The organism is Bacillus manliponensis, assembly GCF_000712595.1.
Lineage (GTDB): Bacteria > Bacillota > Bacilli > Bacillales > Bacillaceae_G > Bacillus_A > Bacillus_A manliponensis.
Map to the genome: position 1 here is coordinate 71999 of NZ_JOTN01000004.1, position 23154 is coordinate 95152.

Genomic DNA, 23154 nt, shown 5'->3' on the forward strand with positions numbered 1-23154 from the left:
CCCCCCACTGATTGGTAGTTGAACGAATCGGGTTTTTACGGGCTGTTGATCTCCCCAAAAAAATCCTTCAATTCTCTCAAGTTTTGGGGGAGTCTTACAGCCCGTTAATGCGGGATAAAAAATAGGATTCGTTACAATGTGTGTTAAAGAGAAGGGAGCAACGGTTTTGGTAAGACAAATCAATGATACATTTTTAAAAGCATGCAAAGGGGAAAGAACAGATTATGTGCCAGCTTGGTACATGAGGCAAGCTGGTCGTTCACAGCCTGAATATAGAAAGATTAAAGAGAAGTACTCTTTATTTGAAATTACACATCAACCAGAGCTTTGTGCATATGTAACAAAGTTGCCTGTTGATCAATATGATGTAGACGCGGCGATTTTATATAAAGACATTATGTCACCACTTCCAGCGATCGGTGTAGATGTTGAAATTAAATCAGGAATTGGTCCAGTAATTGATAACCCAATCCGCTCCTTACAAGATGTAGAAAAATTAGGAGAAATTCATCCAGAAGAGGATGTACCATACGTATTAGATACAATTCGTCTATTAACGAAAGAAATGCTTGATGTACCGTTAATTGGATTTTCAGGTGCACCGTTTACACTAGCAAGTTACATGATTGAAGGTGGTCCATCACGTAACTATCATAAGACAAAAGCGTTTATGTACACAGAGCCAAAAGCTTGGTTTGCATTAATGGATAAGCTTGCAGATATGGTAATTGTGTACTTAAAAGCACAAATTGAAGCTGGTGCAAAAGCAATTCAAGTATTCGATTCTTGGGTTGGTGCAGTGAATACAGCGGATTATCGCATCTTTATTAAGCCAGCGATGGAGCGCATTTTTTCTGAGCTAAAAGAGATGAATGTCCCAATGATTATGCACGGAGTTGGCGCAAGTCATTTAGTAAATGAGTGGCAAGACCTTCCGCTTGATGTAGTAGGTCTTGACTGGAGACTTCCAATTCAAGAGGCACGCGAGCGCGGTATTCATAAAGCGGTTCAAGGAAATATGGATCCATCATACTTACTAGCTCCGTGGGAAGTAATTGAAGAGCATGTGAAAGGAATTTTAGATCAAGGAATGAAACAGCCAGGCTATGTATTCAACTTAGGACACGGTGTATTCCCTGAAGTAAATCCAGAAACATTAAAGCGCCTAACAGCGTTTATTCATAGCTATTCCAAAGAACAACTGGCGAAGTAAAGGAGACTGAATATGAAAAAGAAAATTGGACTTCTTGTTATGGCGTACGGAACGCCGTACAAAGAGGAAGATATTGAGCGTTACTATACTCATATTCGCAGAGGACGTAAACCGAGCCAAGAAGCATTAGAAGAGTTAACAGAGCGTTACCGTGCAATTGGTGGAATTTCACCTCTTGCAAAAATTACTGTAGAACAAGCAGGAAAGTTAGAGAAGAATTTAAATGCGGTGCAAGATGATGTGGAGTTTTGCATGTACCTTGGCTTAAAACATATCGAGCCGTTCATTGAAGATGCAGTCGCAAAGATGCATGAAGATGGAATTGAAGAAGCAATTGCACTTGTTTTAGCACCTCATTACTCTACATTTAGCATTAAGTCATATGTAGGACGTGCGCAGGAAGAAGCAGAAAAGCTAGGGAATTTAAAGATTTATGGCATTGACAGTTGGTATAAAGAGCCGAAGTTTATTCAGTATTGGGTAGATGAACTGAAGAAAATTTATGGGCCAATGACGGAAGAAGAACGTGAAAAAACAGTGCTAATCGTATCGGCGCATAGCTTGCCAGAAAAAATCGTTGCACTTGGCGATCCATATGCTGATCAATTAAGTGAGACAGCAGATTATATTGCGCGTGAAGCAGAAGTGAAAAATTACGCTGTCGGCTGGCAAAGTGAAGGTAACACACCAGAGCCTTGGCTTGGACCGGATGTGCAAGATTTAACGCGTGAATTACATGAAAAGTACGGTTATACATCATTTGTATATGCACCGGTTGGATTCGTCGCTGATCACTTAGAAGTGTTATATGACAACGATATTGAATGTAAAATCGTTACGGATGAAATTGGAGCGACATATTATCGCCCAGCAATGCCAAATGCGGGTGAAGCATTTATCGAGTGTTTAACAGATGTAGTATTAAAAAAATGGAATACTGTTTCATAACGGAAAGAAAGGATGAGTTCGGTTGAACAAGAAGGTGGTGATTATTGGCGGAGGGATTTCAGGATTAACGGCTGCATATTATTTGCAAAAGGAAATTCGTGAAAAACAATTGCCAATTGATACGATGCTTATAGAAGCATCGGGAAGACTTGGAGGCAAAATTCATACGTTGCGAAAGGATGGGTTTGCAATTGAGCGTGGTCCGGACTCTTTCTTAGAAAGAAAAGAGAGCGCCGCAAGACTGGCGCGTGAATTAGGACTTGGTGGAGAGCTTGTCAACAACGCGACAGGAAAGTCTTACGTTCTTGTCAATAACGAACTACATGGCATTCCAGAAGGTTCAATGATGGGTATCCCAACGCAAATTACACCGTTTTTATTTTCAGGGTTATTTTCACCAGCAGGAAAAATAAGAGCGGGATTGGATTTTGTATTGCCACGTTCTAAGCCGGTTTCTGATCAATCACTCGGACACTTTTTCCGTCGCCGCCTTGGGCGAGAAGTTGTTGAAAACTTAATTGAACCATTGCTTTCAGGAATTTATGCAGGGGACATCGATCAAATGAGCTTAATGGCGACGTTCCCTCAGTTTTACCAAGTGGAGCAAAAGTACCGCAGCATTTCATTAGGTATGCGTACATTAGCGCCTAAAAAGCCGAAGGGTGCGAAGCCAAAAGGTATTTTCTTAACGTTAAAAACAGGTCTTCAGTCAATTGTAGATGCGGTTGAAGACCGTTTAGAAGAAGGAACGGTAGTGAAGGGAACACGTATTGAGAAAGTGACAAAGGCAAGTCATGGCTATCTCATTACGCTAAGCAATGGAAAAGAAATCGAAGCGGATGCCATTGTGGTTGCTTCTTCTCATAAAACGTTGCCAACTTTATTTGGGCAGTATAAAGAATTCCGTTTCTTCCGCAACATTCCGTCAACATCTGTTGCGAACGTTGCCTTGGCGTTCCCGAAAGAAGCAATCAAACGTGATATTGACGGAACTGGATTTGTTGTGTCTCGTAACAGTGACTTTACCATTACAGCATGTACATGGACGCATAAAAAATGGCCGCATACAACGCCGGACGGAAAAGTATTACTTCGTTGTTATGTTGGTCGCCCAGGTGATGAGGCAATTGTCGAGCAAACGGATGAAGAAATGGTGAAAGTTGTGTTAGAAGATTTACAAAAAACGATGGACATTACAGCAGAACCAGAATTTACAGTTGTAAGTCGCTGGAAAGACGCGATGCCGCAATATACAGTGGGGCATAAAGAGCGCATGGCAGAGCTGAAATCATTTATGGATAAAGAGCTACCAGGCATTTACTTAGCAGGAAGCTCCTATGCTGGAGCCGGACTTCCTGATTGTATTGACCAAGGTGAAGCGGCTGTGAAGCAAGTATTATCGTATCTAGAAAGTACAAATCAAACAGAACGACTAGCGCAGTAAAAGAGGACTGTCTCAAAAGTGGGGAAACCGGCTTTTGAGAAGTCCTTTTTTTATTTCCTACGAGTTATTCGTTTCGTTTTCAGAAATAGGTGTCACGATATTGAAATTTGGATCCATTGTATCTTGTGCCGCTAAAAATAATCGCCACTTTTCTGCGTCTCCTTGAATAATGATAGTGGAGGTATTCGATTGATCATTCGTAGTTACGAGTTGATATAATTGCTCTTTCCACATCGTAACGGTTACGTCTGCATCTGCTGCTAGTTCATTGTTCAAATATCTAAATATCCCACGCTTCATTTCGGTTGCGGCTACTTCATTTCGATCAGGAATTACAAAATTGATTTTATAGTTATAATCTCCTGCCTTTATGCCATCAACTCGTATACTAAATAAGCTCAATATATTTTGAAGTGGTAAAGCGTCTAGTACTTCTTTTGATATGGTTTCGATTGATTTAGCTGTATTCCCGAAACGTAGTTCATAGGCTCCTGTTAAATAGACATTTCTCCAAGGACCTGATTCTGCGATATAACCAAGTTGTTCTAAAGCATCAGCACATAAAAGCTTCGCGTTGTTATTGCTAGGATTTGCATAAATCACTTGTTTCATGACTTCCGCTACCCATTGGTACTCTCCATCTTGAAAGGATTTCTTTGCTTTTTCTAGAACAGTTTCTTCTCCGCCCATATATTCAACATATTTTTTCGCTGAATCTTCTGGGAATAATTTATTTAAGTCCACTGGATTCCCGCTATACCATCCCATATATTTTTGATAGACGGCCTTCGCGTTATGATTGACTGTTCCATAAAATGAACTATTGTACCATTCATCTTTTAAGCTATGTGGAAGCTCTACGATCCTTCCGACTTGGTCTAATGTATAACCTTGGTTTATTAATCGTAATGTTTGGTCGTTAAGGTATTGATATACATCTCTTTGTTTTTCCAAGTAATCAATACACTGCTTGTTACCAAAACGTGGCCAATTATGAACACTAAATACAGTGCTCAGGCGATCACCAAACAAATCTATAGCCTCTTGTAAATATTTTGCCCAAGCTACTGGGTCTCTCACTTGTGAGCCCCTTAAAGTATACAAATTATGAATGGTTGCTGTGCAATTTTCCGCAATACATAAAGAATTTTCACTTGGAATATAAATATTCATTTCCGCAGGCGCTTCTGTACCTGGTGTAAGCTGAAACTGTATATGTAAACCATCAATAACCTTTTCCACATAAAGCTCGTTATCACTTTTTGATATTTCCTCCACATGATCGGGAAGAGTCATTGTGCCGCCAGAAAGCTCTTTTCCTATTCCGTTATCTACCCGTCCTTTTTCATCAAGAGGTAATCCTTCTCCATACATATACATGGCGCGCCTAGACATCGCTACGCCGGCAGTTACATTCTCTTCAATCACGGCTTTCATAAAACCTTCTGGAGCATATACAGTTATATTTTGTTCAGTGTTTGAATGCAAGGCACCTAAAACTCCCCCGTAATGATCCGCATGGGAGTGAGTTAAAATAATAGCGCTAATTGGGACATTTCCAAAATGGTTGTTTACTAATTGAAGTGCTGCTGTTGCGGTTTCTTTAGAAGTTAAGCAATCAATTATAATCCAACCTGTTTCCCCTCGAATTAGGCTCATATTAGCCAAATCAAATCCTCTAACTTGATAGATACGATCTGTCACCTGATATAAGCCGGAATGAAGGTTTAATTTCCCTTGCTCCCACAACTTTGGATGAACAGTATCAGGTATTTGATTTTGTAACAAAAAAGAATATTTTTTTAAATCCCATACAGGTTGTGTTTCACTTTTCCCATTAATAGTAGGTAAGGGGACATCAACTAGTGTATTCGTTCTAGCTAATTCCTGCTCAATTTTCAACTTATCCCACTTAATCGTTTTATATAGACCATCATTAATTAAACGTGTTTTATGTGTTGCCTGTTTTCTATCTGTATTCAGTCCGTCACCGTGATAGTTGTAAACAGTCATTCAAGTACCCCCTTTTATTGATACTATAATTTATGTAACGATTTAATTTTTTAAACGATACTTTCTCAACTAGTAGGTCAAAAATTGATTACAGTAACCATTCAAAATGAATTTATCTATAATAAAAGACGGAATATTCGATTTTTAAAACTTTTATTTCTCAACATGCTGCTATTGTAAAAATTTTTAATTATTTGTAAAGTTTTCGTTGGAAAAGTTCTTTCTGACGAACAACTTGTTATGATAGGACTTGTAAAATATGAAAAATTATGAAGTAGGGGGAAATGATGACATTGAAAAGAATCGTCGCCATTTTAATTTCATTCACACTGTTTCTGTTATGTACAGATGTTATCACGAAAGCAGAAGCAAGCCGTATGTTAACGGTGAAAGAAGCAATTGAAGTGTTCCAAACTAATGGGAAGAGTAACGAAGTAGTAGAAGGCTATATCGTTGGTTACACACAAAGTCCTTCTAAGTATACGAAAGACCCGGCGAAATTTGGAGACACAAACGTTGCCATTGCAGATTCTCCTGATGAAACAAATCCAGCTAACATTATGCCGGTTCAATTGCCAAAAGGGGAAGTAAGAGCAGCGGTAAATGTGAAGGACAAGCCAGAAAATGTAGGGAAAAAAGTACGTTTAACTGGAACGTTAGATTCTTATTTTAGCAGTCCAGGTTTGAAAGAAGTTACAGCATATGAATTTGAAGGTGAAACACAAAATCGTGTGAAACAAGTTGTTGCTACGCCAAACGGTGGTACAGTTCAAAAAGGAACAGCAGTTACGCTAGCAACAGAGACTGAAGGAGCAAATATTTATTACACGTTAGATGGAACTGAGCCATCTACAGAAAGTTCATTATATAAGGAATCGATTACAGTAAATGGAAATCTTGTCATAAAGGCAATTGCCGTAAAAGAAGGAATGGAAGCGGCACCTGTTATGACGTTTTCTTTCCAAGTCGCAACAGAGGAAGCAATTCGTATTCATGATATTCAAGGAAAATCGCATACTTCACCTTATGACGATCAAAAGGTAAGTGGTGTAGAAGGTGTTGTTACAGCGGTAGATACATATGGTTTTTACATGCAAGATCCAAAGCCAGATAATGACCCAGCTACATCAGAAGGTATTTATGTGTACAAAAAAGGTGCAGGAGTAGCTGTAGGAGATGCAGTTGCTATAAATGGACAAGTAGAAGAGTTTGTAGGCCCAGGTTATGCTGACAAATTTAAGACAGACTTAACAATAACTGAAATTAAAGCGAGTGAAGTCACTGTAACAGCTCAAAATGTAGAAAAGCCAACAGCAATAGTACTAGGTAAAAACGGGTTACAACTTCCAGCTGACATTATTGATAATGATGCATTTAGTACGTTTGATCCGTCTGAAGATGCAATTGATTTTTATGAAAGCTTAGAAGGGATGCTTGTAACAGCGCCGTCTCCAACGATTATTGCACCGCAAAAGCATGGGAATTTATATGTAACAGTAAACAATGGTACAAATAAAGTAACAACGAAGTTTGGTACACCTTTACTACAAGCGGACAACTTTAATCCAGAGCGTTTATCGATTAAAGTATCACGTGATTATGTTGCAAAAGTAGGCGATCAGTTTACTGGTGATATAACAGGTGTTGTTGGTTATGATTACGGTGCATACCGCGTGACGCCAGCAACGGAACTTCCAACTGTGACAGATGGCGGCTTTAAGCAAGCAGGAACGAGCATTCAGCCACGTTTAGGGAAGTTAACTGTCGCAACATTTAACATTGAAAACTTCTCTGCAAATGAAAAAGAAACATCAGATGAAAAGGTACAAAAGTTAGCATATGCAATCAAATATAATTTAAGAATGCCAGACATTATTGGTATTCAAGAAATGCAAGATAACAACGGTACAGTGAATGATGGAACGACAGATGCATCACAAAGTGCAAAGAGACTGATTGATGCGATTAAAGCCATTCGTGGTCCGGAATATGAATATGTAGAAATTGCACCGCAAAATAATGTAGACGGCGGAGCTCCTGGAGCAAACATTCGCGTTGGATTCCTTTACAACCCGTCACGTGTAAAATTAGCGAAAAATCCAAAGTTACTTGAGGAAAGTGTTGTGCGCATCGGAGAAAATAGTGATGCATTTGCGAGTTCACGTAAGCCATTAGCTGCTGAATTCCAGTTCCGCGGCGAGCGAGTTGTTGTCATTTCAAATCACTTTAATTCGAAATTAGGAGATGCTTCTCCGTTTGGGAAAATTCAGCCGCTTGTGTTACAAAGTGAAGAAAAGCGAGTAGAGATTGCGAAAGAAGTAAATGCATTTGTTTCCGATATTCAAAAACGCCATAAAGACGCAGCGGTTGTTGTACTTGGCGATATGAATGACTTTGAATTTTCAAAGCCATTAGCCGCATTAAAAGGTGACATCATGCAAAACATGTTAGAAACAGTGCCAGAGGAAAATCGTTACACATACATTCATGAAGGAAATGCACAAGTGTTAGATCATATTTTCGTAACAAATAATCTTGCACCGCATACGGTAGTAGACCCAGTTCACATGAATACAAATGGAATGAAAGAACACGGTCGTGTAAGTGATCATGATCCAGTTCTTGCACAAATTGATTTGAAAAAAGCGTCGTAATGGAAATGCCCCTTTGCAAATAGGTAAAGGGGCATTTTTTTATTTATCCCGCTATTTGCGGGCTGTAAGACTCCCACCTCAAAACTTGAGAGAAGCAAAGAAGTTTAGGTGGGAGATGGAGAAAACCCCCACTGATTGAAGTTTCACTTTATTTCTCAATTAAATGTAAATTAGGTATAGGTCCCAGTTCATCATGTTCTTATGCTACAATATACGATATCATCACTTATCTTGCTATTTGCAAGATGAAGAGCCATACTGATTGAAGTTTCACTTTACATAAAACCAGTACTTGTAAAAGAATAGAGACCTATGTTATGATGAAAAATGTACTAATGACCAATTTGTTCATTTGGTCAATTAGGAGGTGGAAATATGTCAGTTGATCGAAAACGCTCGATTATCGAGGCAGCAACAAAATCTTTTTCTGCATTTGGTTATAAAGCAACAACGATGGATCAAGTTGCAAAGCTTGCGAATGTCGGAAAAGGAACGATTTATACATTCTTCAAAAATAAAGAAGAATTATTTGGCGAAATTATTTCGAACTTAATTGCTGAAATGAAATACGTGGCAGAGGAAGCAATTGATTCCAATGTTTCTTTTGTTGAAAACGTAAGCCTTGCCCTATATCGTATTTTAGAGTTCCGCAAAGAGCATCAACTTATGATTAAGCTCATTCAAGAAGAACGAGATATGGGAACGAAAGAAGTACAAGAGGTTCTGCAGCAAGTGGATCGTGAAATTATTTCTTACATTGAAGTTTATTTAAAGATTGCGATTCAAAAAGGTGAAATTCGTGAGTGTGACACAGAAATTACAGCATTTATTATGCTTCGCATGTATATATCGCTTATTTTTGATTGGGAAAAACATCACGAACCGTTAGAAAAAGAACGAATCGCGGAGCTTTTTGAACTTTATTTAATAAAAGGATTGTCAAATTAAGATAATCCTTTTAATATAATAAAGTATGACCAAATGAACGAATCGGTCATAAGTTATGAAGGGATGTAAAATAGCAACAAATTATGTGTAGGATTGTCTAAGGATAATCTTTTTCATTTGTCGCATATGACCAAATGAACAAAATGGTCATAAAGGATTTTTAAGGGCATATCATATAGAGACATCATTGCCCAAATGAAGTAAAAGTGATTTTAAATGAAAGGAGAAGCAACAATGAGAGGATTTACACTGTTAGGAAAAGAGTTTACAGAGATTATTAAAAACAAGAAGATTTTAATCCCGATTATTGGGATCTTATTCATTCCGATTTTATATGCTGGAATGTTCTTATGGGCATTTTGGGATCCATATGAGCGTCTAAATGATTTACCAGTTGCGATTGTGAATGAAGATAAAGGCGCAGTTCTAGAGGGCGAAGAAATTAAAGGTGGGGAAGACCTCGTCGCCAATTTAAAGGATAATAAAAGCTTTAAATGGGAATTCGTCGATGAAAAAACAGCGTTAAAAGGAATGGATGAACGAAAATACTACATGTTAATTCGTATTCCAGAAGACTTCTCAAGTAATGCTACAACATTACTAACGGATCATCCAACGCCATCAAGCTTAAAGTTCATTCCGAACGAAAGCTTAAACTTCCTATCTTCACAAATCGGTTCAACAGCAGTTGAGCATATTAAAAGTGAAGTATCAAGTGAGTTAACAAAAACATATGCAGAAAAAATGTTTGCATCTGTTGAAGAAGTTTCCCAAGGATTTACTGATGCCTCAGAGGGTGCAAATAAGCTCCATGATGGAACAGTAAAATTGGAAGATGGATCTCGTAAAGTGACGGATGGATTAAATACGATGCTTACGGAATCAGATAAATTGAAAAAAGGTACTTCAGATTTAGCTACAGGTATGAATAAGCTTGCAGATGGGCAAGGTCAATTGGCTGCAGGTGCAAAAGAGGTTCAAGGCGGTATTCATCAGTTAAATACGGAAGTAAAAGCATCTTTATCAGGTTTGAAAGAGCTAGAGCCAAAAATTGCGGGCTTAAAAACGAAATCTGAGGAAGTTGGAAAGTTAGATCAAGTAGCACAATCAAATGCACAATTAGCGACTGCTACAGTGAACCAATTAACTGCTTTGCAAACAGCAGTTGAAGGTTTGCCAGAGGAATATAAAACTCAGTTACAACCATCGATTGATGGCCTAATGAAGAGTTTGACAGCTTCTCAAAAACAATCAGCTGGTATTGCAGCTGGAACAAATACATTGAAAGAGCAAATGAGTGGTTTACAAGTTAATCTGCCTGATACACAAAAGTTGAATACTTTAGTGGAAGGGATTCAGAAATTAGAGAATGGTCAAGATAAATTTGTAGAAGGCTTTAGTACGTTTGGAGCAAACTTCAACGAAGCAAAAGCAGGTGCAAATGAGTTAGCTCAAAAGACAGCACCATTAATTGCAGGAGTAAATGAACTAGCAAACGGTTCTACTCAAATCACAAACGGCCTAGGCGAAGTAAACAGTGGCACGACAGAACTAGCAACAAAGCTTGGTGAAGGTGCTGAGAAAACAGGAGAAGTAAAAGGAACGGATGAAACATATAACATGTTTGCAAATCCGGTAAAAGTGAAGACGGAGAAAATTCAAGAAGTTCCAAACTACGGAACCGGATTTACACCGTACTTCTTATCTCTTGGTCTATTCGTTGGAGCATTATTATTATCAATTGTATATCCACTACGTGATACAGTTGGCGTTCCAAAGTCTGGATTTAGCTGGTTTATTAGTAAGTTTGGTGTGTTATTAGCGGTAGGTATTATTCAAGCGTTAGTTGCAGACGTTATTTTACTGTTTGGTTTAGGTATTGAAGTACAAAGTGTTCCATACTTTATCCTATTTAGTATCTTAACAAGCTTAGCGTTTATTGCGCTAATTCAATGTTTAGTAACAGCGTTTGGAGATGCAGGACGTTTCATTGCGATCATTACGTTAATTCTTCAATTAACGACAAGTGCAGGAACGTTCCCACTGGAATTAATTCCAGAGTTCTTACAACACTTTAACGCATGGTTACCGATGACATATTCAGTATCTGGCTTTAAAGCGATTGTATCGAGCGGAGACTTTAACTTCATGTGGCAAAACGCAGGCATTTTAGTAGTCTTCATCGTTTTACTATCAGTTGGAACAATCGCATCATTAACTTGGATGCATAAGCGCCAATTTGGTAAGTTTACGGAAGAAGCATAATAGAAACAAAAAATGGTTTCGGTATTGTACCGGAGCCATTTTTTGTTTTTTTAGCTTAAAAAATTCACCCTCAAACTAAAGTAAATCTTTGCATTTTGTTCCGAAGGTGAGGTATAATTAAGGTAATAGTATAGAACGTATGTTTGCTTTTGGGTATCCTAACTCTGATGCAAGAAGAGAGAAGTCTTGCATCTTTAGACAGTAAACGAGGGTCTGTCAAACTGATACTTTTAGGAGTTACTATGTTGATTTTATGGTATAATTTTCCTTGTGTTTAAAAGTAGAACTGAAAAAGAAAGAGAGCAAAAAAAGGTGTGGAATTAGTTCATTTACTTTTAATGTTTCTCAAAAATAATAAGAAAGGAATAAAGAGATGGGAAAATTTCAAAGCAATTTTCAAACGGCAGAACAAATTGCGACGCAAATGGGAAGGGCGTCGGATACGGTTCAAAGTGCCACAAGTAGGACGATTACAAAATCACATGGAACTACATTAACAGTGAATACACAAGCTCAGAGTGCAAATGATGAGACGATGCAGTTAACAAAACAATTTCAGAATGCATTTCAACAAGGAATTAACAATATTCGTTCTGTTGTAAAAGAGTTTGAGAGAATGGATAACGAACTTCACAACAACTTTAGCAACTCGCCCTTACTTGAAAGACACTTTCGTTAATTTGTGATGATAGGGATGGGAGGATAAAGATGAATTGTGATACAGAACAAAAAATGAATGAGCTGAATAACAAACTACAAACAATCTCCGAGGAACAACGGCATAATCAATTTGCTATTCAAAAACAGGAACAAAGGGAACTGGCATTAGATCAGTTAAAGAATCAAGGGCGCCGAGTATTTGACCGTGTATTAGAAACTTGGTATAAAGATAAAGAGTTAGGACATTCTTTTCTTGATATGCGCCAAGATGTACAACATACCGAGCGAAAGCTAACACTTGAACTGGAAAATGAAAAAGAAGCATTGCGACAAGAAAAGAAACGATTAGAGGATCGAGAGCATGAACTTTACTATGAAAGGAAAAAGCTGTCCTCAGAGGTGAAGTCATGAGCTTGAACATGTACATAGGAGAAGTACAAGCGCAATCAGAAAGTATGAATGCGTTTTGCAATGCAACAATTCAAGGAATGGAAGAAGTAATTCGCTCAATTGATGCTTTCGCACTAGATGTTACGCTGAAAGGGAAAACATACGATAGTGCAAAAGCGTTTTTTATGCAAACATATCGCCAGTTAGCGCAAGGAATCATCTACTTATGTGAAGAACTAATCCGTCAAAATATTTCCTTTCCAGTTGACTTTCAAGCCGCAGTTGCAACAGTCGATGTCATCGAGCAAGAAATACGAGAACAAATTCGAGAACTTGAGCGCATGATTGCAGCAATTGCGGCGATGGAGGAACAAACACCTGGGGCGGCCGCAATGCTACAAATTTATCACGCTATGAAACGGAAGTTAGAAGATAAACTAGAGCGGTTATACCAATTCAATTACTCTTCTAGTGAGAATTATCGCACAGCACTTGAATTAGCTTCCAGTATCGCAAACGGTCTTGCGGAAGTACAAAGCGGAAAAGGATTTCAAGCTGTCAGCGGAACATTTCATATTGAAAAGTTAAATATGGAATGGGCAAAGCCGATTCAAGTGATTACGGAGGAGAAGGCTAGGAAAGCTGAGAATGTAGTTAAAGATGGAGAAGCTTGCGAAAGACCTGAATTAGAATCAGAAGAAAACAACTTTGATGGTAAGCAGCTAGCAAGAGATGTAACAGGTGAAATGACTGGTGAATACGATGTTCGCCGTGTTTTAGAAGGTATCGATCCATCTAACGGCGAAAAATTGTCTACTTGGAATCGATTTGTAGCTGGGGGAATGGTAGTAGCGGGTGTTACACCAGTTGGGAAACTAGTTAAGCTAGGTAAAGCTGCAAAGATGACTTCTGAAGCGGTTAAAGGTGTTAATAGTAGTCATAAAAATTTAAGTAGAATAGAGTACTTGCGAAATAAATATGGGAAGTTTACTTCACAAGAATTGAATCAAAGGATTAATTTACGTGGTGCTGTAGTCCAAGAAGTTGAAAGGCTAAATCAACTGGGGATTTCTAAAAGAGAGATGGGACCTGCAGTTGCTGGAACTTTTGATAAAACAACAGGTAAATATTATTTTGGAATCAATAATGCATCAGGTAAGATTCCGGAAGAGTTACACCCTTTAATAAAGCAACGGATTATTAATATGCCGAAAAATGTTAAAGAGGGATATACATTTACGTATGGAGCAGGGTCCCATGCAGAAGTGTACTCGTTAAATAAAGCTTTACTGGCGAACCCGCAAGCGAGTGATTCGAATTTTATTACTCATGTGGTGCGATCTGGTAAAAAATTAAAACCGTCAGGTATGATGATGCCAACCTGTCTGCATTGTAATTTTATTACTGAAGGATTTGAGTTTAGTTCAGAGGTGAAAAAGATTGGAAAATCAAATTGATATTTTAAATAAAGACTATGTGTTAGAACATGGGACTGACTTTGACGAAGAGTTATGGTTTACATCTTATAGTGATGAAGTTTTAGATAATCCTGAAGATGAAAATGGAAAACCTTTTACTGGCTTAGCCTATGAATTATATGACAATGGGAATTTGATGTACTATTCAAATTATGTAAAAGGTTTTATTGAAGGCGAGTTAGTAGAGTTTTATAAAAATGGAAATGTAAAATCAATCAAAAAATTAATTCATGGACAAAGTAATGGTACCGAAAGAATATGGTATGAAAGTGGAGAGCTAAAATTTGAAGGAGAATACAAATATGGTATAGCTCTTTATTATACAGAATGGGATATTGAAGGATGTATCATAAAACAAAAAAATTCTCCTACAGAAACAGATTTAAAGTTAATCGAATCTTTTTCTAAACGTGGTATAGAATGAAAAAAGTAGATTTAGATAGTATGGAATTGATAAATGAATTTATTAATATTCAGGACGAACTATTATCTAAAGTAAGCCTTATCAACAGTTTTAATATTAGTGAAATTAAAACTATTGCAGGGGTAGATTTAGCTTACTGGAATATAAATAATACAACGTATGGTATATGCTGTATTGTTAGGATTGATTATTATACAAAGGAAGTTATTGAAAAGGTGTATAGCTATGGAGAAATAAATATTCCTTATATTGCAGGGTTTTTAGCTTTCCGTGAATTACCTTTAGTACTTGAAGCGGCAAAGAAATTATCTAATGAACCCGATTTATATATGTTTGATGGAAATGGATACTTACATTACCGTCATATGGGAATTGCTACCCATGCATCCTTTCTATTAAATAAACCGACAATTGGTGTAGCTAAAAGCTACCTTAGAATTCAGGATATAGACTTTATTATGCCGGGCAATCAAGTAGGTGCGTATACTGATATTGTGATTAATAAGGAGATATATGGCCGAGCTTTGAGAACGTCAAAAAATGTGAAGCCAATCTTTGTTTCATGTGGGAATTGGATTGATTTAGATACTAGTATTGAAATTGTTATGAATTGTATTAATCGAGAGAGTCGCTTACCTATTCCTGTAAGATTAGCAGACTTAGAAACGCACAAAATGAGAAAGCAACTATTGGAATAGTGGATAATGTAAGTAGACATAAGGTAAGCAAACAAAGAGTTAGATAAATATTAGAGGCAGTTAGTAAGGAATGAACCTTATATTATACAGGGTTCATTCTTTTTTTATTTGTCTTTATTCATTTGTGATTTGTGAATTTAATTACTCTTCTAACGAGAATTATCGCACAGCACTTGAATTAGCTTCTAGTATCGCAAAAGGATTTCAAGCTACCAGCGGAACATTTCATGTCAAAAAGTTAAATATTGAAGAAAAAGAGATATGAAATCATTTAAATAAAATGAATTACAAAAAGTAAAGGTTTCGAAACTACAACAAAATAGTTATTTGAATAAAAACAGGCCCTGACAGGATGAGGGGGGTGTCAGGGCTTGTGGGGTTTCTAAACAAGGATTTTCAATTGGTTATGTAATGATCTTAACATATATCTAAATTTATAAATGTAATTGGATGTTACGATATTGTGAACAGGTAATAAGAGCTTCTTCTTAAATAAAGAAACCCCGTAAAAACGGAGTTTCAGAGGGTAGTTTGTCGATTAAGATACACTCGACTGAACAAACATAACACGAATTTTTGGGAAATAATAATGGTAAATCCGTCCAATTAAAAAAGGAAAACCTTAACTTAGGATAGGAGTTAAGGTTTACGAAGGGGAATGCTCAAGGAAAATAATGTGACTGACTCAATTATAGTAACATACATCTAATAATTTGGATATAGTTATAATGTTAAGGTTTTGTAAATGTTAGACGACTGATGAATATAAAAAAATCATTTTAATACAGAAAAGAGCAGCTAGCAAAAGCTAACTGCTCACCCCAAGGGAATGGGAAAGAAAATGCTGCTCATATTGGAAGCTCATGATGCAGTTATAGTATGTGCAGATTTTAAAATATTATGCGGAGGGATGAGGGATGGAGAAAACCCTCACTGAGTGAAGTTTCATTTTATTAATTTGTAGGTTGATACAGTTCCCCAAATGAAAAGAACGAGATAAAAAAGTCTTTGTAGTAGACCTGAAGGTAAGGGGAAAAGAAAAACAAGTGAGATAAGGATTGCTATTAATATTAAGCTTAGTAAACAGAAATATGTCCATTTTCTAGCTTTTTTAAGATTCCTAGCAAAAATAAATAGTCCTGGGTATACAGTAAGCATACCTATCCAAACTAGAATAGAATGCCCAATTAGGCTTACATCTGCAGGAATTAATCCTGAAACTATAGTGGAGACTCCTATTAGAAGTATAAAAAATGTTGCTATTTTATTAATTATTGTTTTTTCTAGATGTTGTGAAATATATAGTACTCCAATGCAAAATGTTAATCCATTAATAATAAAGAGTAAATTCATCCAAAAATGATTAGGAGAGCATATTTCATAAGGAGCTATTTCATAGGTGAATTTTCCGCAGGTTGTTACACCTAGATCACTCATTGCATGATGCAAATAGTTATAAGGTGCTGTAGAAGTGAAAATAAAGAAAGGTTCAATTAGAAAGTATAGGCAAGTTGTAACCCAGCTAAATAAGCCAATTCTGTTTGATATATACATTAGATTCCTCCTTTGAAAAAAGTATATTTACATTTAATTCTACAGAAAGGATAACGTCTTTTTTGCTTTATAGATAGTGCAAAATCTTAGCTTTATGACGACAGGATGTGTATGGACGTTTCTTTGGAATACTGGAACAATCTTACATAAAGAGTTTTCTCCCTTTCAAATTTATGCTCTAATTGAAACAAAGGGGGCAAGTAGATGAATAATGATATTAAACGATATTTAATATGTACTTTTATATGTACGTGGGGGCTTTGGGGGATATTAATTAGCTTAATAAAATTGAACATTACTACATTCGGAACTCCATTGGCAATGATATTGTTTGTTTTCGGGGGTATCATGCCAGCGATCATTGAAATTAGTCTAAAGAAAAAATATGGATCAAAAGAGGAGTTTAGAGTTTTTATCAAAAATATTGTTAATCCTAAACATCATCTTGCATGGTATATTCTGATCATTGTTCTAGCTTTTATTAGCTGCTATCTTCCGACAATATTTGGTGGGGCAACGATGCAAAAGCCATTATACGTGGCATTACTTAATTTTCCAATAATGATTATTGGTGGTGGGCTTGAAGAAATTGGATGGAGAGGGTTCTTACAACCTGCCCTTCAAAAAAGGTTTTCGGCATTTTTTAGTACAGTAATTGTGAGCATAATATGGGCTATTTGGCACCTTCCGTTATGGTTCATTCCAGGAACGAACCAATCTCAAAGGGATTTTATATCTTTTGCAATTACGACAATTGCCGTATCCTTCGTACTAACTACAATTTATAATGCAACTAAAAGTATTTTTATGTGTCTAATTTTTCATGCGCTTATTAATTCTTTTTGGAGCGTATACGTGCCAAATGATAAGATTTTACCAGCCTTCTCAACTCTTATTTTTGGAATTTTCGTTTTTACAGTATATAAATTAGTAATTAAAAGAAAAAGCATCTTATTAATCAGGTAACAAAGATAATACAAGGAAATTTATTAATATATTTTTTTAATAGACATTAAACTAATCAATAAGAAAACGATACAAACTTAATTAAAATATTATATACAATATGTTACGTTTTTTGATGATGATGATGAATGGTTGGTAATAGGATTTGAAGAATAGTTATTTAGTTCTAATAGGATAAAAGGAGAGGGGATTTATTATTATAATGCCATGATTTATAAAGTAACTGGAAGTGAAGTGAATCCCAAAAGTTAGATAGATATTTTAAGTTGTTAATAAGGAATGCCCTAGAGCTTTGTAATTTCTAGGGCTCTTGTTATATAACATAATTAACCAAGCTTATTTTGTAAATGAAACTGTTCTTCTAACTTCGGAAAAACGTCTTGTTCAAAACGAGTTTCAGGCTCCGCCTCTAAAAACATTCCTCTAAACTCATCATCTGGATCTTCTTCTTCATCAACGAGGTGTTCAGCCACGTGAATGAAATATTTATAATGATTTACATTACTTTGATCTTTAGGGATTACATAACAAACGTAAAGGTAGTCATCCTTTAGTATTTGAATCAATTCCTCAGTATTGTTTGGTGAATACCAATAAACATTTTTGTGTAGCCAGTCATAAAATGACCAACTTTCACTTATAAAGAGTGTTCGATCTTCAACAAATTGTTTCCATGCAGGTTCTGCATTTTTAAAGTTACGTGAAAAATAAGGGAAAATAATTCTTTCGTTTTCGGAAATAAAAGTATGTAAGAAGTTTGCTTCTTCTTCATAAGATAGCTCAAAATGAGAAATTAAATAATCAGGTGATTCGCCTTTTATAATCAAATATATCCCTCGGTTCTTATTAATTTGTTAGCAGTCATTCGATAAAAATAATTGTTTTAAGGTCAGATTTCATCGCTGTAAAACAGACTGAATGTATGGACAATTATAATCCATTATGAGAAGAAGTGTCCAAGTGTAAGAGAGTCTATTTTGTGAAAAAGTGTAATAAATATATAACTTCCCCGCATTTGCAATATCAATATAGTAAATTTGTTTTTATCCGTATTGAATTTTCCAATTATATACTATATAATCAATTTAAGAAAACGTTTTCACTCAAAGGGGGAGGATTTCGTGTCAACGATCGAGGACGTGGCGAAATTAGCGGGGTTATCAAGAACAACGGTTTCTCGGGTAATTAATAATCACCCGTATGTATCAGATGAGAAGAAAAAGAGAGTACAACTGGCGATGAAACATCTTGGTTTCGTTCCGAATTCAGCGGCAAGGAGACTTCGTAAGCAAAAGGCGGAAACCATTGCGGTATTAGTGCCTCGTATTACGAATCCTTTTTTCAGTAAATTCATTGAATCGTTAGAAATTATCGCATCAGATCATAAATATAAGCTGATTATTTGTCAAACGAGATATTTACCAGAAAAAGAGATGGAGTATTTACAATTACTAGCGACGAAGCAAGTCGATGGGATTATTTTATGCTCACTTGAAAATCCATGGGAGAATGTAGAACCGTATTTACAGCATGGACCGATTGTTCTGTGCAATGAATATATAGAAGAGGCAAATATTCCAACAGTTAAGTTTGATCATGCACAAGGGGCATACATAGCAGCAAAGCATGTGCTAGATCAAGGTTATCGTCAACTTGTATTTTGCAGAGGACGAGAATCAAATTTAGTAAGTCAGCAACGCAAAATGGGATTTTTACGTGCTGTTACAGAAAAAAGCAGAGAAGTTGAATCAATAGACTTTGTTGAAAGCGTTTTCTCTGTAGAAGACGGAAGAAAAATATTCCATGACTTATTAAAAGACAAAAAAAATCCTACCGCAATTTTGGCAGGTGGGGATGAAGTCGCAGCAGGACTTATTGCAGAAGCAAAACGTCACGACTGGGACATTCCAAATGATTTGGCTGTGGTTGGCTTTGATAATCAAATTTTATCAGAAATTACAGCGCCGGGTATTACAATTATTGAGCAACCAATTGATGAAATGGCGCGAAAAGTTGTTGAGCTTATGATGGATAAAATCCATACGAAAAATTATCGTAATAAAGAATTATATGAGTTTGAATTAGAGCTGTTGGTGAAAGGTTCAACGATGAAGAATGCGATGTTACTAGCCTAGTAGATATTTTCTACTAGGTTTTTTTGTTATGTTCATAAACTATTATTCTTCGCGTGCACAGTCGTCACACTTGTTATGATATGCCTCATGCTGCTCATCAATTGTGTTCCCGCAATTTGAGCACGTTTTTGGTGGTAAATTTCTGAAAAACTCCATCGGTTGATCTAACATGTAAATCCCTCCATTTCCATTTCTTACTAACATTGTATTAGTACAAATAAGTAAGGTCAACAACTGTTTTATAACAAATTCAAAAATAATGAAAATGTGTAGAAAATCGATTATAGTTAAGACTGTAGAAAGAAAGAAAAAACCGTTCTGTTTTAAGGTTGGAGAGATGGTTACTCGATGGATAGTAACGGTCAGTACCATTGACTGCCACACGCCGCGTTAGAAAACACAATTAGAGAGTGAGAGGGATTCTTTTTGTGTATGCATAGCTTGAAGTTGGGCGGTTGTGGGTTAGTGGTGGTCATTCTTTTTAGCTCCATGTTGTGTAATAAAACACAGGTGAGTAATATCGACTGCTACACATTTCGCGAAAGTAAAGATGGAAACTGAGTAGAAGGTTTGGTTAGCTTCTGTTTACATATGAGAAAATCAAAGTTGGTTTACATATAGAAAGGATGAAGAGAGATGAAGATGACAGTTGTTGGCTTTTGGGGCGGGTTTCCAGAAGCAGGAGAAGCAACGTCTGGTTATTTATTTGAACATGATGGATTTCGCTTACTTGTTGATTGCGGGAGTGGTGTACTAGCACAGGTGCAAAAGTATATCTCCATGTCGGATTTAGATGCGGTTATCGTATCGCATTATCATCACGATCATATTGCGGACGTTGGTGTTCTTCAATATGCTCGCTTAATTACAAGTATGACGAAAGGGGAATTACCACAGCTTCCGATTTATGGCCATACGTTTGATGAAGCAGCATTTGCTTCGCTAACACATGAGCCGTATACGAAAGGGATTGCGTACAATCCGGAAGAAGAGCTGCAAATTGGCCCATTTTCGATTTCATTTTTGAAAACAATCCATCCTGTGACATGTTTTGCGATGCGTATTACAGCTGGCGGGAAAACAGTTGTATACACAGCGGACTCTAGTTATATGGCGGAATTTATCCCGTTTACAGAAAAATCTGATTTATTTATTTGTGAATGTAACATGTACGCAAACCAAGATGGTTCAAAAGCAGGGCATATGAACAGTACAGAAGCAGGGGAGATTGCCAATGCTGCGCATGTCGGAGAGCTGTTATTAACGCACTTGCCACATGTAGGTAATCAAAAAGATTTAGTTGAAGAAGCAAAACAAATTTTTAACGGCCGCGTTACATTAGCGCATAGCGGTTACGTTTGGGAATCTTGAGGTGAAAATATGTTATTTATTGATAATAAAGGAATTACAGATCCAACGATTAACTTAGCAATTGAAGAATATTGTGTGAAAAATTTAAACATTGATGAGACATACTTACTGTTTTACATTAATGAACCGTCCATTATTATCGGAAAAAATCAAAATACGGCGGAAGAAATTAACGCGGATTACGTACGTGAACAGGGCATCCACGTTGTAAGAAGGTTATCTGGCGGCGGCGCTGTATATCATGATTTAGGAAACTTAAACTTTAGTTTCATTACGAAAGATGACGGCGATAGCTTTAGTAATTTTAAAAAGTTCACAGAACCTGTAACGAAAGCATTAGCGAAATTAGGGGTGAATGCCGAACTAAGCGGACGTAACGACATTTTAGCAGAAGGACGTAAAATTTCTGGTAACGCGCAGTTTTCAACGAAAGGACGTATGTTCAGCCACGGTACACTATTATTTGATTCTGAAATTGAACACGTTGTTTCAGCGCTAAATGTAAAGATGGATAAAATCCAATCCAAAGGAATTAAATCTATCCGTAGCCGCGTTGCGAATATTACTGAGTTTTTACAAGAGAAAATGACAACCGAGCAGTTTAGACAGCTTCTGTTAGAAACCATTTTCGAAGGCGAAAGTGAAATTCCAACGTATGAGTTAACAGAAGAAGACTGGAAAGAAATTTATAAAATTTCTGAAGAGCGTTATCGCAATTGGGACTGGAACTACGGAAAGTCTCCGAAGTTCAACTTACAACAATCACACCGCTTCCCAGTTGGACAAGTAGATGTCCGCTTAGAAGTAAGTAAAGGTATCGTAACTGCATGCAAAATTTATGGTGATTTCTTCGGTATTGAAGATGTTCATCACATTGAAGAGCGTCTAATTGGCAAACGATTTGATAAAGCAGCATTTACAGAGGCATTAGCTGATATTGAAATGAATCGTTACTTTGGTAATATTACAACAGAAGATTTCTTAACGTTGTTCTTCTAAAATGAATTTTATATAGGAAAAACCGCTCACATCTTCATAGTGAGCGGTTTTTTTCAGTATGTATGGTTATGTCCGTTCAGTAATATGGACAATCCTTTGAATAATAGAATCAAACTCTTCATTATCCCGAATGACAAATAAATGATCAGCTTCATCTTCTACCGGGTCTACTACATCATCTTTTAGAGATTCAATTTGTTGCTGAGCGAGAACTTCCTCAAAACTAGAATAGGAGCCTCTAAATATGTTAGTGCTACGTTTACTATTTACAACTCGCTTTTGCAAAATATCATCTGGAATATCAAAATGAACGAGAATACGAGTAAAGATATTTTTTGGAAATAGCTCTTCAAGCAAATATGAACGACCTTTTCGACTGCGATTTGCGTTACAAATAATAATATGAGAATCAGTATGTTCGATTGCATGATTGACAATAAGTTGTGAGATGGCATGTTTCAAGGTGTTAGGTCCGTGTTTTGGCAATAAGTTTGTATAAAATGTATTGATAAATGTAGCGTGGTTATCTTGGTCCATTACGAAGGAGTTATGTAATTCTTTTTCTAACGCTCTTGCAAATGTTGTTTTCCCGCTATGAGTTTTTCCTACTGTAATAATGACGAATCGTTTCATCGCTTTAACAATCCTCTTTTGTATCTTGCAATGCCCAATTAATAAAAAGTAAGAGAAAAGTCATAAATGTAGCGGTAAACAGCTGTTCAAATAGTGTTTTGTCTACACCGTGTCCATGTCCTGCTAGTATAAAAAATGCGATGAAAGAAAAAATGATAGCACTTATAAATCTTACATTGTCCCGAATTAAGCGATACATCAATTGTCCCTCCCGTTGTGTGCACTCATTTGGATTTTAACATAATTAGGGAATTGATTGTGTAACAATGTAATATAAAACTGATCTTTATATGCAGTTTCCTAGATTTAACTTGAATGTTTCGTTTTCTTTAAATATAATATATTTAGAATTTTTTAAAAA

General features: G+C 36.5%; 21 protein-coding genes. 15 read left to right on the top strand and 6 right to left on the bottom strand.

The window, feature by feature from the left end; all coding sequences use genetic code 11:
* Positions 1–166 precede the first annotated feature (166 nt).
* The 3 genes from hemE to hemY are packed head-to-tail and all read left to right on the top strand — an operon-like array spanning position 167 to position 3605.
* Entirely contained in the window at positions 167–1213 is a 1047-nt protein-coding gene (gene hemE, locus BAMA_RS06380) for a uroporphyrinogen decarboxylase (protein WP_034637832.1), read from the top strand.
* Between the two features lie 12 nt (positions 1214–1225).
* Positions 1226–2161, top strand: a complete 936-nt coding sequence (gene hemH, locus BAMA_RS06385; protein WP_034637353.1) for a ferrochelatase — start codon at positions 1226–1228, stop codon at positions 2159–2161.
* Between the two features lie 22 nt (positions 2162–2183).
* Positions 2184–3605 carry a protoporphyrinogen oxidase gene (gene hemY, locus BAMA_RS06390; RefSeq protein WP_034637356.1) on the top strand — a complete coding sequence of 474 codons (1422 nt, stop codon included), beginning with the start codon at positions 2184–2186 and terminating at the stop codon, positions 3603–3605.
* 57 nt (positions 3606–3662) lie between these two features.
* Here the strand turns inward: hemY and BAMA_RS06395 are convergent, their stop codons facing one another.
* Positions 3663–5618 carry an alkyl/aryl-sulfatase gene (locus tag BAMA_RS06395; protein ID WP_034637359.1) on the bottom strand — a complete coding sequence of 652 codons (1956 nt, stop codon included), beginning with the start codon at positions 5616–5618 and terminating at the stop codon, positions 3663–3665.
* Between the two features lie 287 nt (positions 5619–5905).
* On the opposite strand from BAMA_RS06395, the gene BAMA_RS06400 reads away from it, so the two are divergent.
* The 8 genes from BAMA_RS06400 (at position 5906) to BAMA_RS06440 (ending at position 15135) form a co-directional block, all read left to right on the top strand.
* Entirely contained in the window at positions 5906–8272 is a 2367-nt protein-coding gene (locus BAMA_RS06400) for a DUF6359 domain-containing protein (protein WP_034637362.1), read from the top strand.
* 375 nt (positions 8273–8647) lie between these two features.
* Entirely contained in the window at positions 8648–9220 is a 573-nt protein-coding gene (locus BAMA_RS06405) for a TetR/AcrR family transcriptional regulator (RefSeq protein ID WP_034637365.1), read from the top strand.
* A gap of 234 nt (positions 9221–9454) precedes the next feature.
* Positions 9455–11485, top strand: a complete 2031-nt coding sequence (locus BAMA_RS06410) for a YhgE/Pip family protein (protein ID WP_034637367.1) — start codon at positions 9455–9457, stop codon at positions 11483–11485.
* Positions 11486–11858: 373 nt separating this feature from the next.
* Positions 11859–12164: a TIGR04197 family type VII secretion effector gene (locus BAMA_RS06415; RefSeq protein WP_034637369.1), complete on the top strand. Its 306-nt coding sequence runs from the start codon at positions 11859–11861 to the stop codon at positions 12162–12164.
* 29 nt (positions 12165–12193) lie between these two features.
* The gene (locus BAMA_RS06420; protein WP_034637371.1) at positions 12194–12556 is read left to right on the top strand and encodes a DUF3958 family protein; all 363 of its coding nucleotides are present in this window, start codon (positions 12194–12196) and stop codon (positions 12554–12556) included.
* Positions 12553–13992: a YwqJ-related putative deaminase gene (locus tag BAMA_RS25500; RefSeq protein WP_200874663.1), complete on the top strand. Its 1440-nt coding sequence runs from the start codon at positions 12553–12555 to the stop codon at positions 13990–13992. Before BAMA_RS06420 ends, BAMA_RS25500 begins: the two co-directional genes overlap by 4 nt.
* Positions 13976–14437 (top strand): toxin-antitoxin system YwqK family antitoxin, encoded by a 462-nt coding sequence (locus BAMA_RS06435; RefSeq protein WP_034637373.1) that lies wholly within the window; start codon positions 13976–13978, stop codon positions 14435–14437. Before BAMA_RS25500 ends, BAMA_RS06435 begins: the two co-directional genes overlap by 17 nt.
* Positions 14434–15135, top strand: coding sequence for an endonuclease V (locus BAMA_RS06440; protein WP_034637379.1), 702 nt, complete (start codon positions 14434–14436; stop codon positions 15133–15135). Before BAMA_RS06435 ends, BAMA_RS06440 begins: the two co-directional genes overlap by 4 nt.
* 945 nt (positions 15136–16080) lie before the next feature.
* Here BAMA_RS06440 and BAMA_RS06445 read toward each other — a convergent pair.
* Positions 16081–16689 (bottom strand): DUF998 domain-containing protein, encoded by a 609-nt coding sequence (locus tag BAMA_RS06445; RefSeq protein ID WP_034637381.1) that lies wholly within the window; start codon positions 16687–16689, stop codon positions 16081–16083.
* Between the two features lie 204 nt (positions 16690–16893).
* Between BAMA_RS06445 and BAMA_RS06450 the strand changes: the two genes are divergently transcribed.
* Positions 16894–17655 carry a CPBP family intramembrane glutamic endopeptidase gene (locus BAMA_RS06450; protein WP_034637383.1) on the top strand — a complete coding sequence of 254 codons (762 nt, stop codon included), beginning with the start codon at positions 16894–16896 and terminating at the stop codon, positions 17653–17655.
* Between the two features lie 326 nt (positions 17656–17981).
* Here the strand turns inward: BAMA_RS06450 and BAMA_RS06455 are convergent, their stop codons facing one another.
* Positions 17982–18482 carry a hypothetical protein gene (locus tag BAMA_RS06455; protein WP_034637386.1) on the bottom strand — a complete coding sequence of 167 codons (501 nt, stop codon included), beginning with the start codon at positions 18480–18482 and terminating at the stop codon, positions 17982–17984.
* A gap of 294 nt (positions 18483–18776) precedes the next feature.
* On the opposite strand from BAMA_RS06455, the gene BAMA_RS06460 reads away from it, so the two are divergent.
* On the top strand, positions 18777–19790 hold the full coding sequence (locus tag BAMA_RS06460; RefSeq protein WP_034637387.1) for a LacI family DNA-binding transcriptional regulator: 1014 nt from the start codon (positions 18777–18779) through the stop codon (positions 19788–19790).
* 42 nt (positions 19791–19832) lie between these two features.
* Here BAMA_RS06460 and yhfH read toward each other — a convergent pair whose 3' ends face one another.
* Positions 19833–19961, bottom strand: coding sequence for a protein YhfH (gene yhfH, locus BAMA_RS23840; protein ID WP_084157908.1), 129 nt, complete (start codon positions 19959–19961; stop codon positions 19833–19835).
* A gap of 465 nt (positions 19962–20426) precedes the next feature.
* Here yhfH and BAMA_RS06465 point away from each other — a divergent pair, with 465 nt between their 5' ends.
* The gene (locus BAMA_RS06465; RefSeq protein WP_034637389.1) at positions 20427–21161 is read left to right on the top strand and encodes an MBL fold metallo-hydrolase; all 735 of its coding nucleotides are present in this window, start codon (positions 20427–20429) and stop codon (positions 21159–21161) included.
* Between the two features lie 9 nt (positions 21162–21170).
* On the top strand, positions 21171–22160 hold the full coding sequence (locus BAMA_RS06470) for a lipoate--protein ligase (RefSeq protein ID WP_034637391.1): 990 nt from the start codon (positions 21171–21173) through the stop codon (positions 22158–22160).
* A 66-nt stretch (positions 22161–22226) separates the two neighbouring features.
* On the opposite strand, the gene BAMA_RS06475 is transcribed toward BAMA_RS06470, so the two are convergent.
* Both BAMA_RS06475 and BAMA_RS06480 read right to left on the bottom strand, forming a co-directional pair.
* Positions 22227–22793, bottom strand: coding sequence for an AAA family ATPase (locus tag BAMA_RS06475; protein ID WP_034637393.1), 567 nt, complete (start codon positions 22791–22793; stop codon positions 22227–22229).
* A gap of 4 nt (positions 22794–22797) precedes the next feature.
* On the bottom strand, positions 22798–22992 hold the full coding sequence (locus BAMA_RS06480; protein WP_034637396.1) for a hypothetical protein: 195 nt from the start codon (positions 22990–22992) through the stop codon (positions 22798–22800).
* Positions 22993–23154 lie beyond the last annotated feature (162 nt).

Bases quoted from the DNA above. Each gene is read 5' to 3' on its own strand.
- hemH (WP_034637353.1), top strand. From the start codon at position 1,226: ATGAAAAAGAAAATTGGACTTCTTGTTATGGCGTACGGAACGCCGTAC.
- BAMA_RS06470 (WP_034637391.1), top strand. From the start codon at position 21,171: ATGTTATTTATTGATAATAAAGGAATTACAGATCCAACGATTAACTTA.
- BAMA_RS06450 (WP_034637383.1), top strand. From the start codon at position 16,894: ATGAATAATGATATTAAACGATATTTAATATGTACTTTTATATGTACG.
- BAMA_RS06440 (WP_034637379.1), top strand. From the start codon at position 14,434: ATGAAAAAAGTAGATTTAGATAGTATGGAATTGATAAATGAATTTATT.
- BAMA_RS06420 (WP_034637371.1), top strand. From the start codon at position 12,194: ATGAATTGTGATACAGAACAAAAAATGAATGAGCTGAATAACAAACTA.
- BAMA_RS06465 (WP_034637389.1), top strand. From the start codon at position 20,427: ATGAAGATGACAGTTGTTGGCTTTTGGGGCGGGTTTCCAGAAGCAGGA.
- yhfH (WP_084157908.1), bottom strand. From the start codon at position 19,961: ATGTTAGATCAACCGATGGAGTTTTTCAGAAATTTACCACCAAAAACG.
- BAMA_RS06395 (WP_034637359.1), bottom strand. From the start codon at position 5,618: ATGACTGTTTACAACTATCACGGTGACGGACTGAATACAGATAGAAAA.
- BAMA_RS06445 (WP_034637381.1), bottom strand. From the start codon at position 16,689: ATGTATATATCAAACAGAATTGGCTTATTTAGCTGGGTTACAACTTGC.
- BAMA_RS06405 (WP_034637365.1), top strand. From the start codon at position 8,648: ATGTCAGTTGATCGAAAACGCTCGATTATCGAGGCAGCAACAAAATCT.
- BAMA_RS06400 (WP_034637362.1), top strand. From the start codon at position 5,906: ATGACATTGAAAAGAATCGTCGCCATTTTAATTTCATTCACACTGTTT.
- BAMA_RS06475 (WP_034637393.1), bottom strand. From the start codon at position 22,793: ATGAAACGATTCGTCATTATTACAGTAGGAAAAACTCATAGCGGGAAA.
- BAMA_RS06410 (WP_034637367.1), top strand. From the start codon at position 9,455: ATGAGAGGATTTACACTGTTAGGAAAAGAGTTTACAGAGATTATTAAA.
- BAMA_RS06480 (WP_034637396.1), bottom strand. From the start codon at position 22,992: ATGTATCGCTTAATTCGGGACAATGTAAGATTTATAAGTGCTATCATT.
- BAMA_RS06415 (WP_034637369.1), top strand. From the start codon at position 11,859: ATGGGAAAATTTCAAAGCAATTTTCAAACGGCAGAACAAATTGCGACG.
- BAMA_RS25500 (WP_200874663.1), top strand. From the start codon at position 12,553: ATGAGCTTGAACATGTACATAGGAGAAGTACAAGCGCAATCAGAAAGT.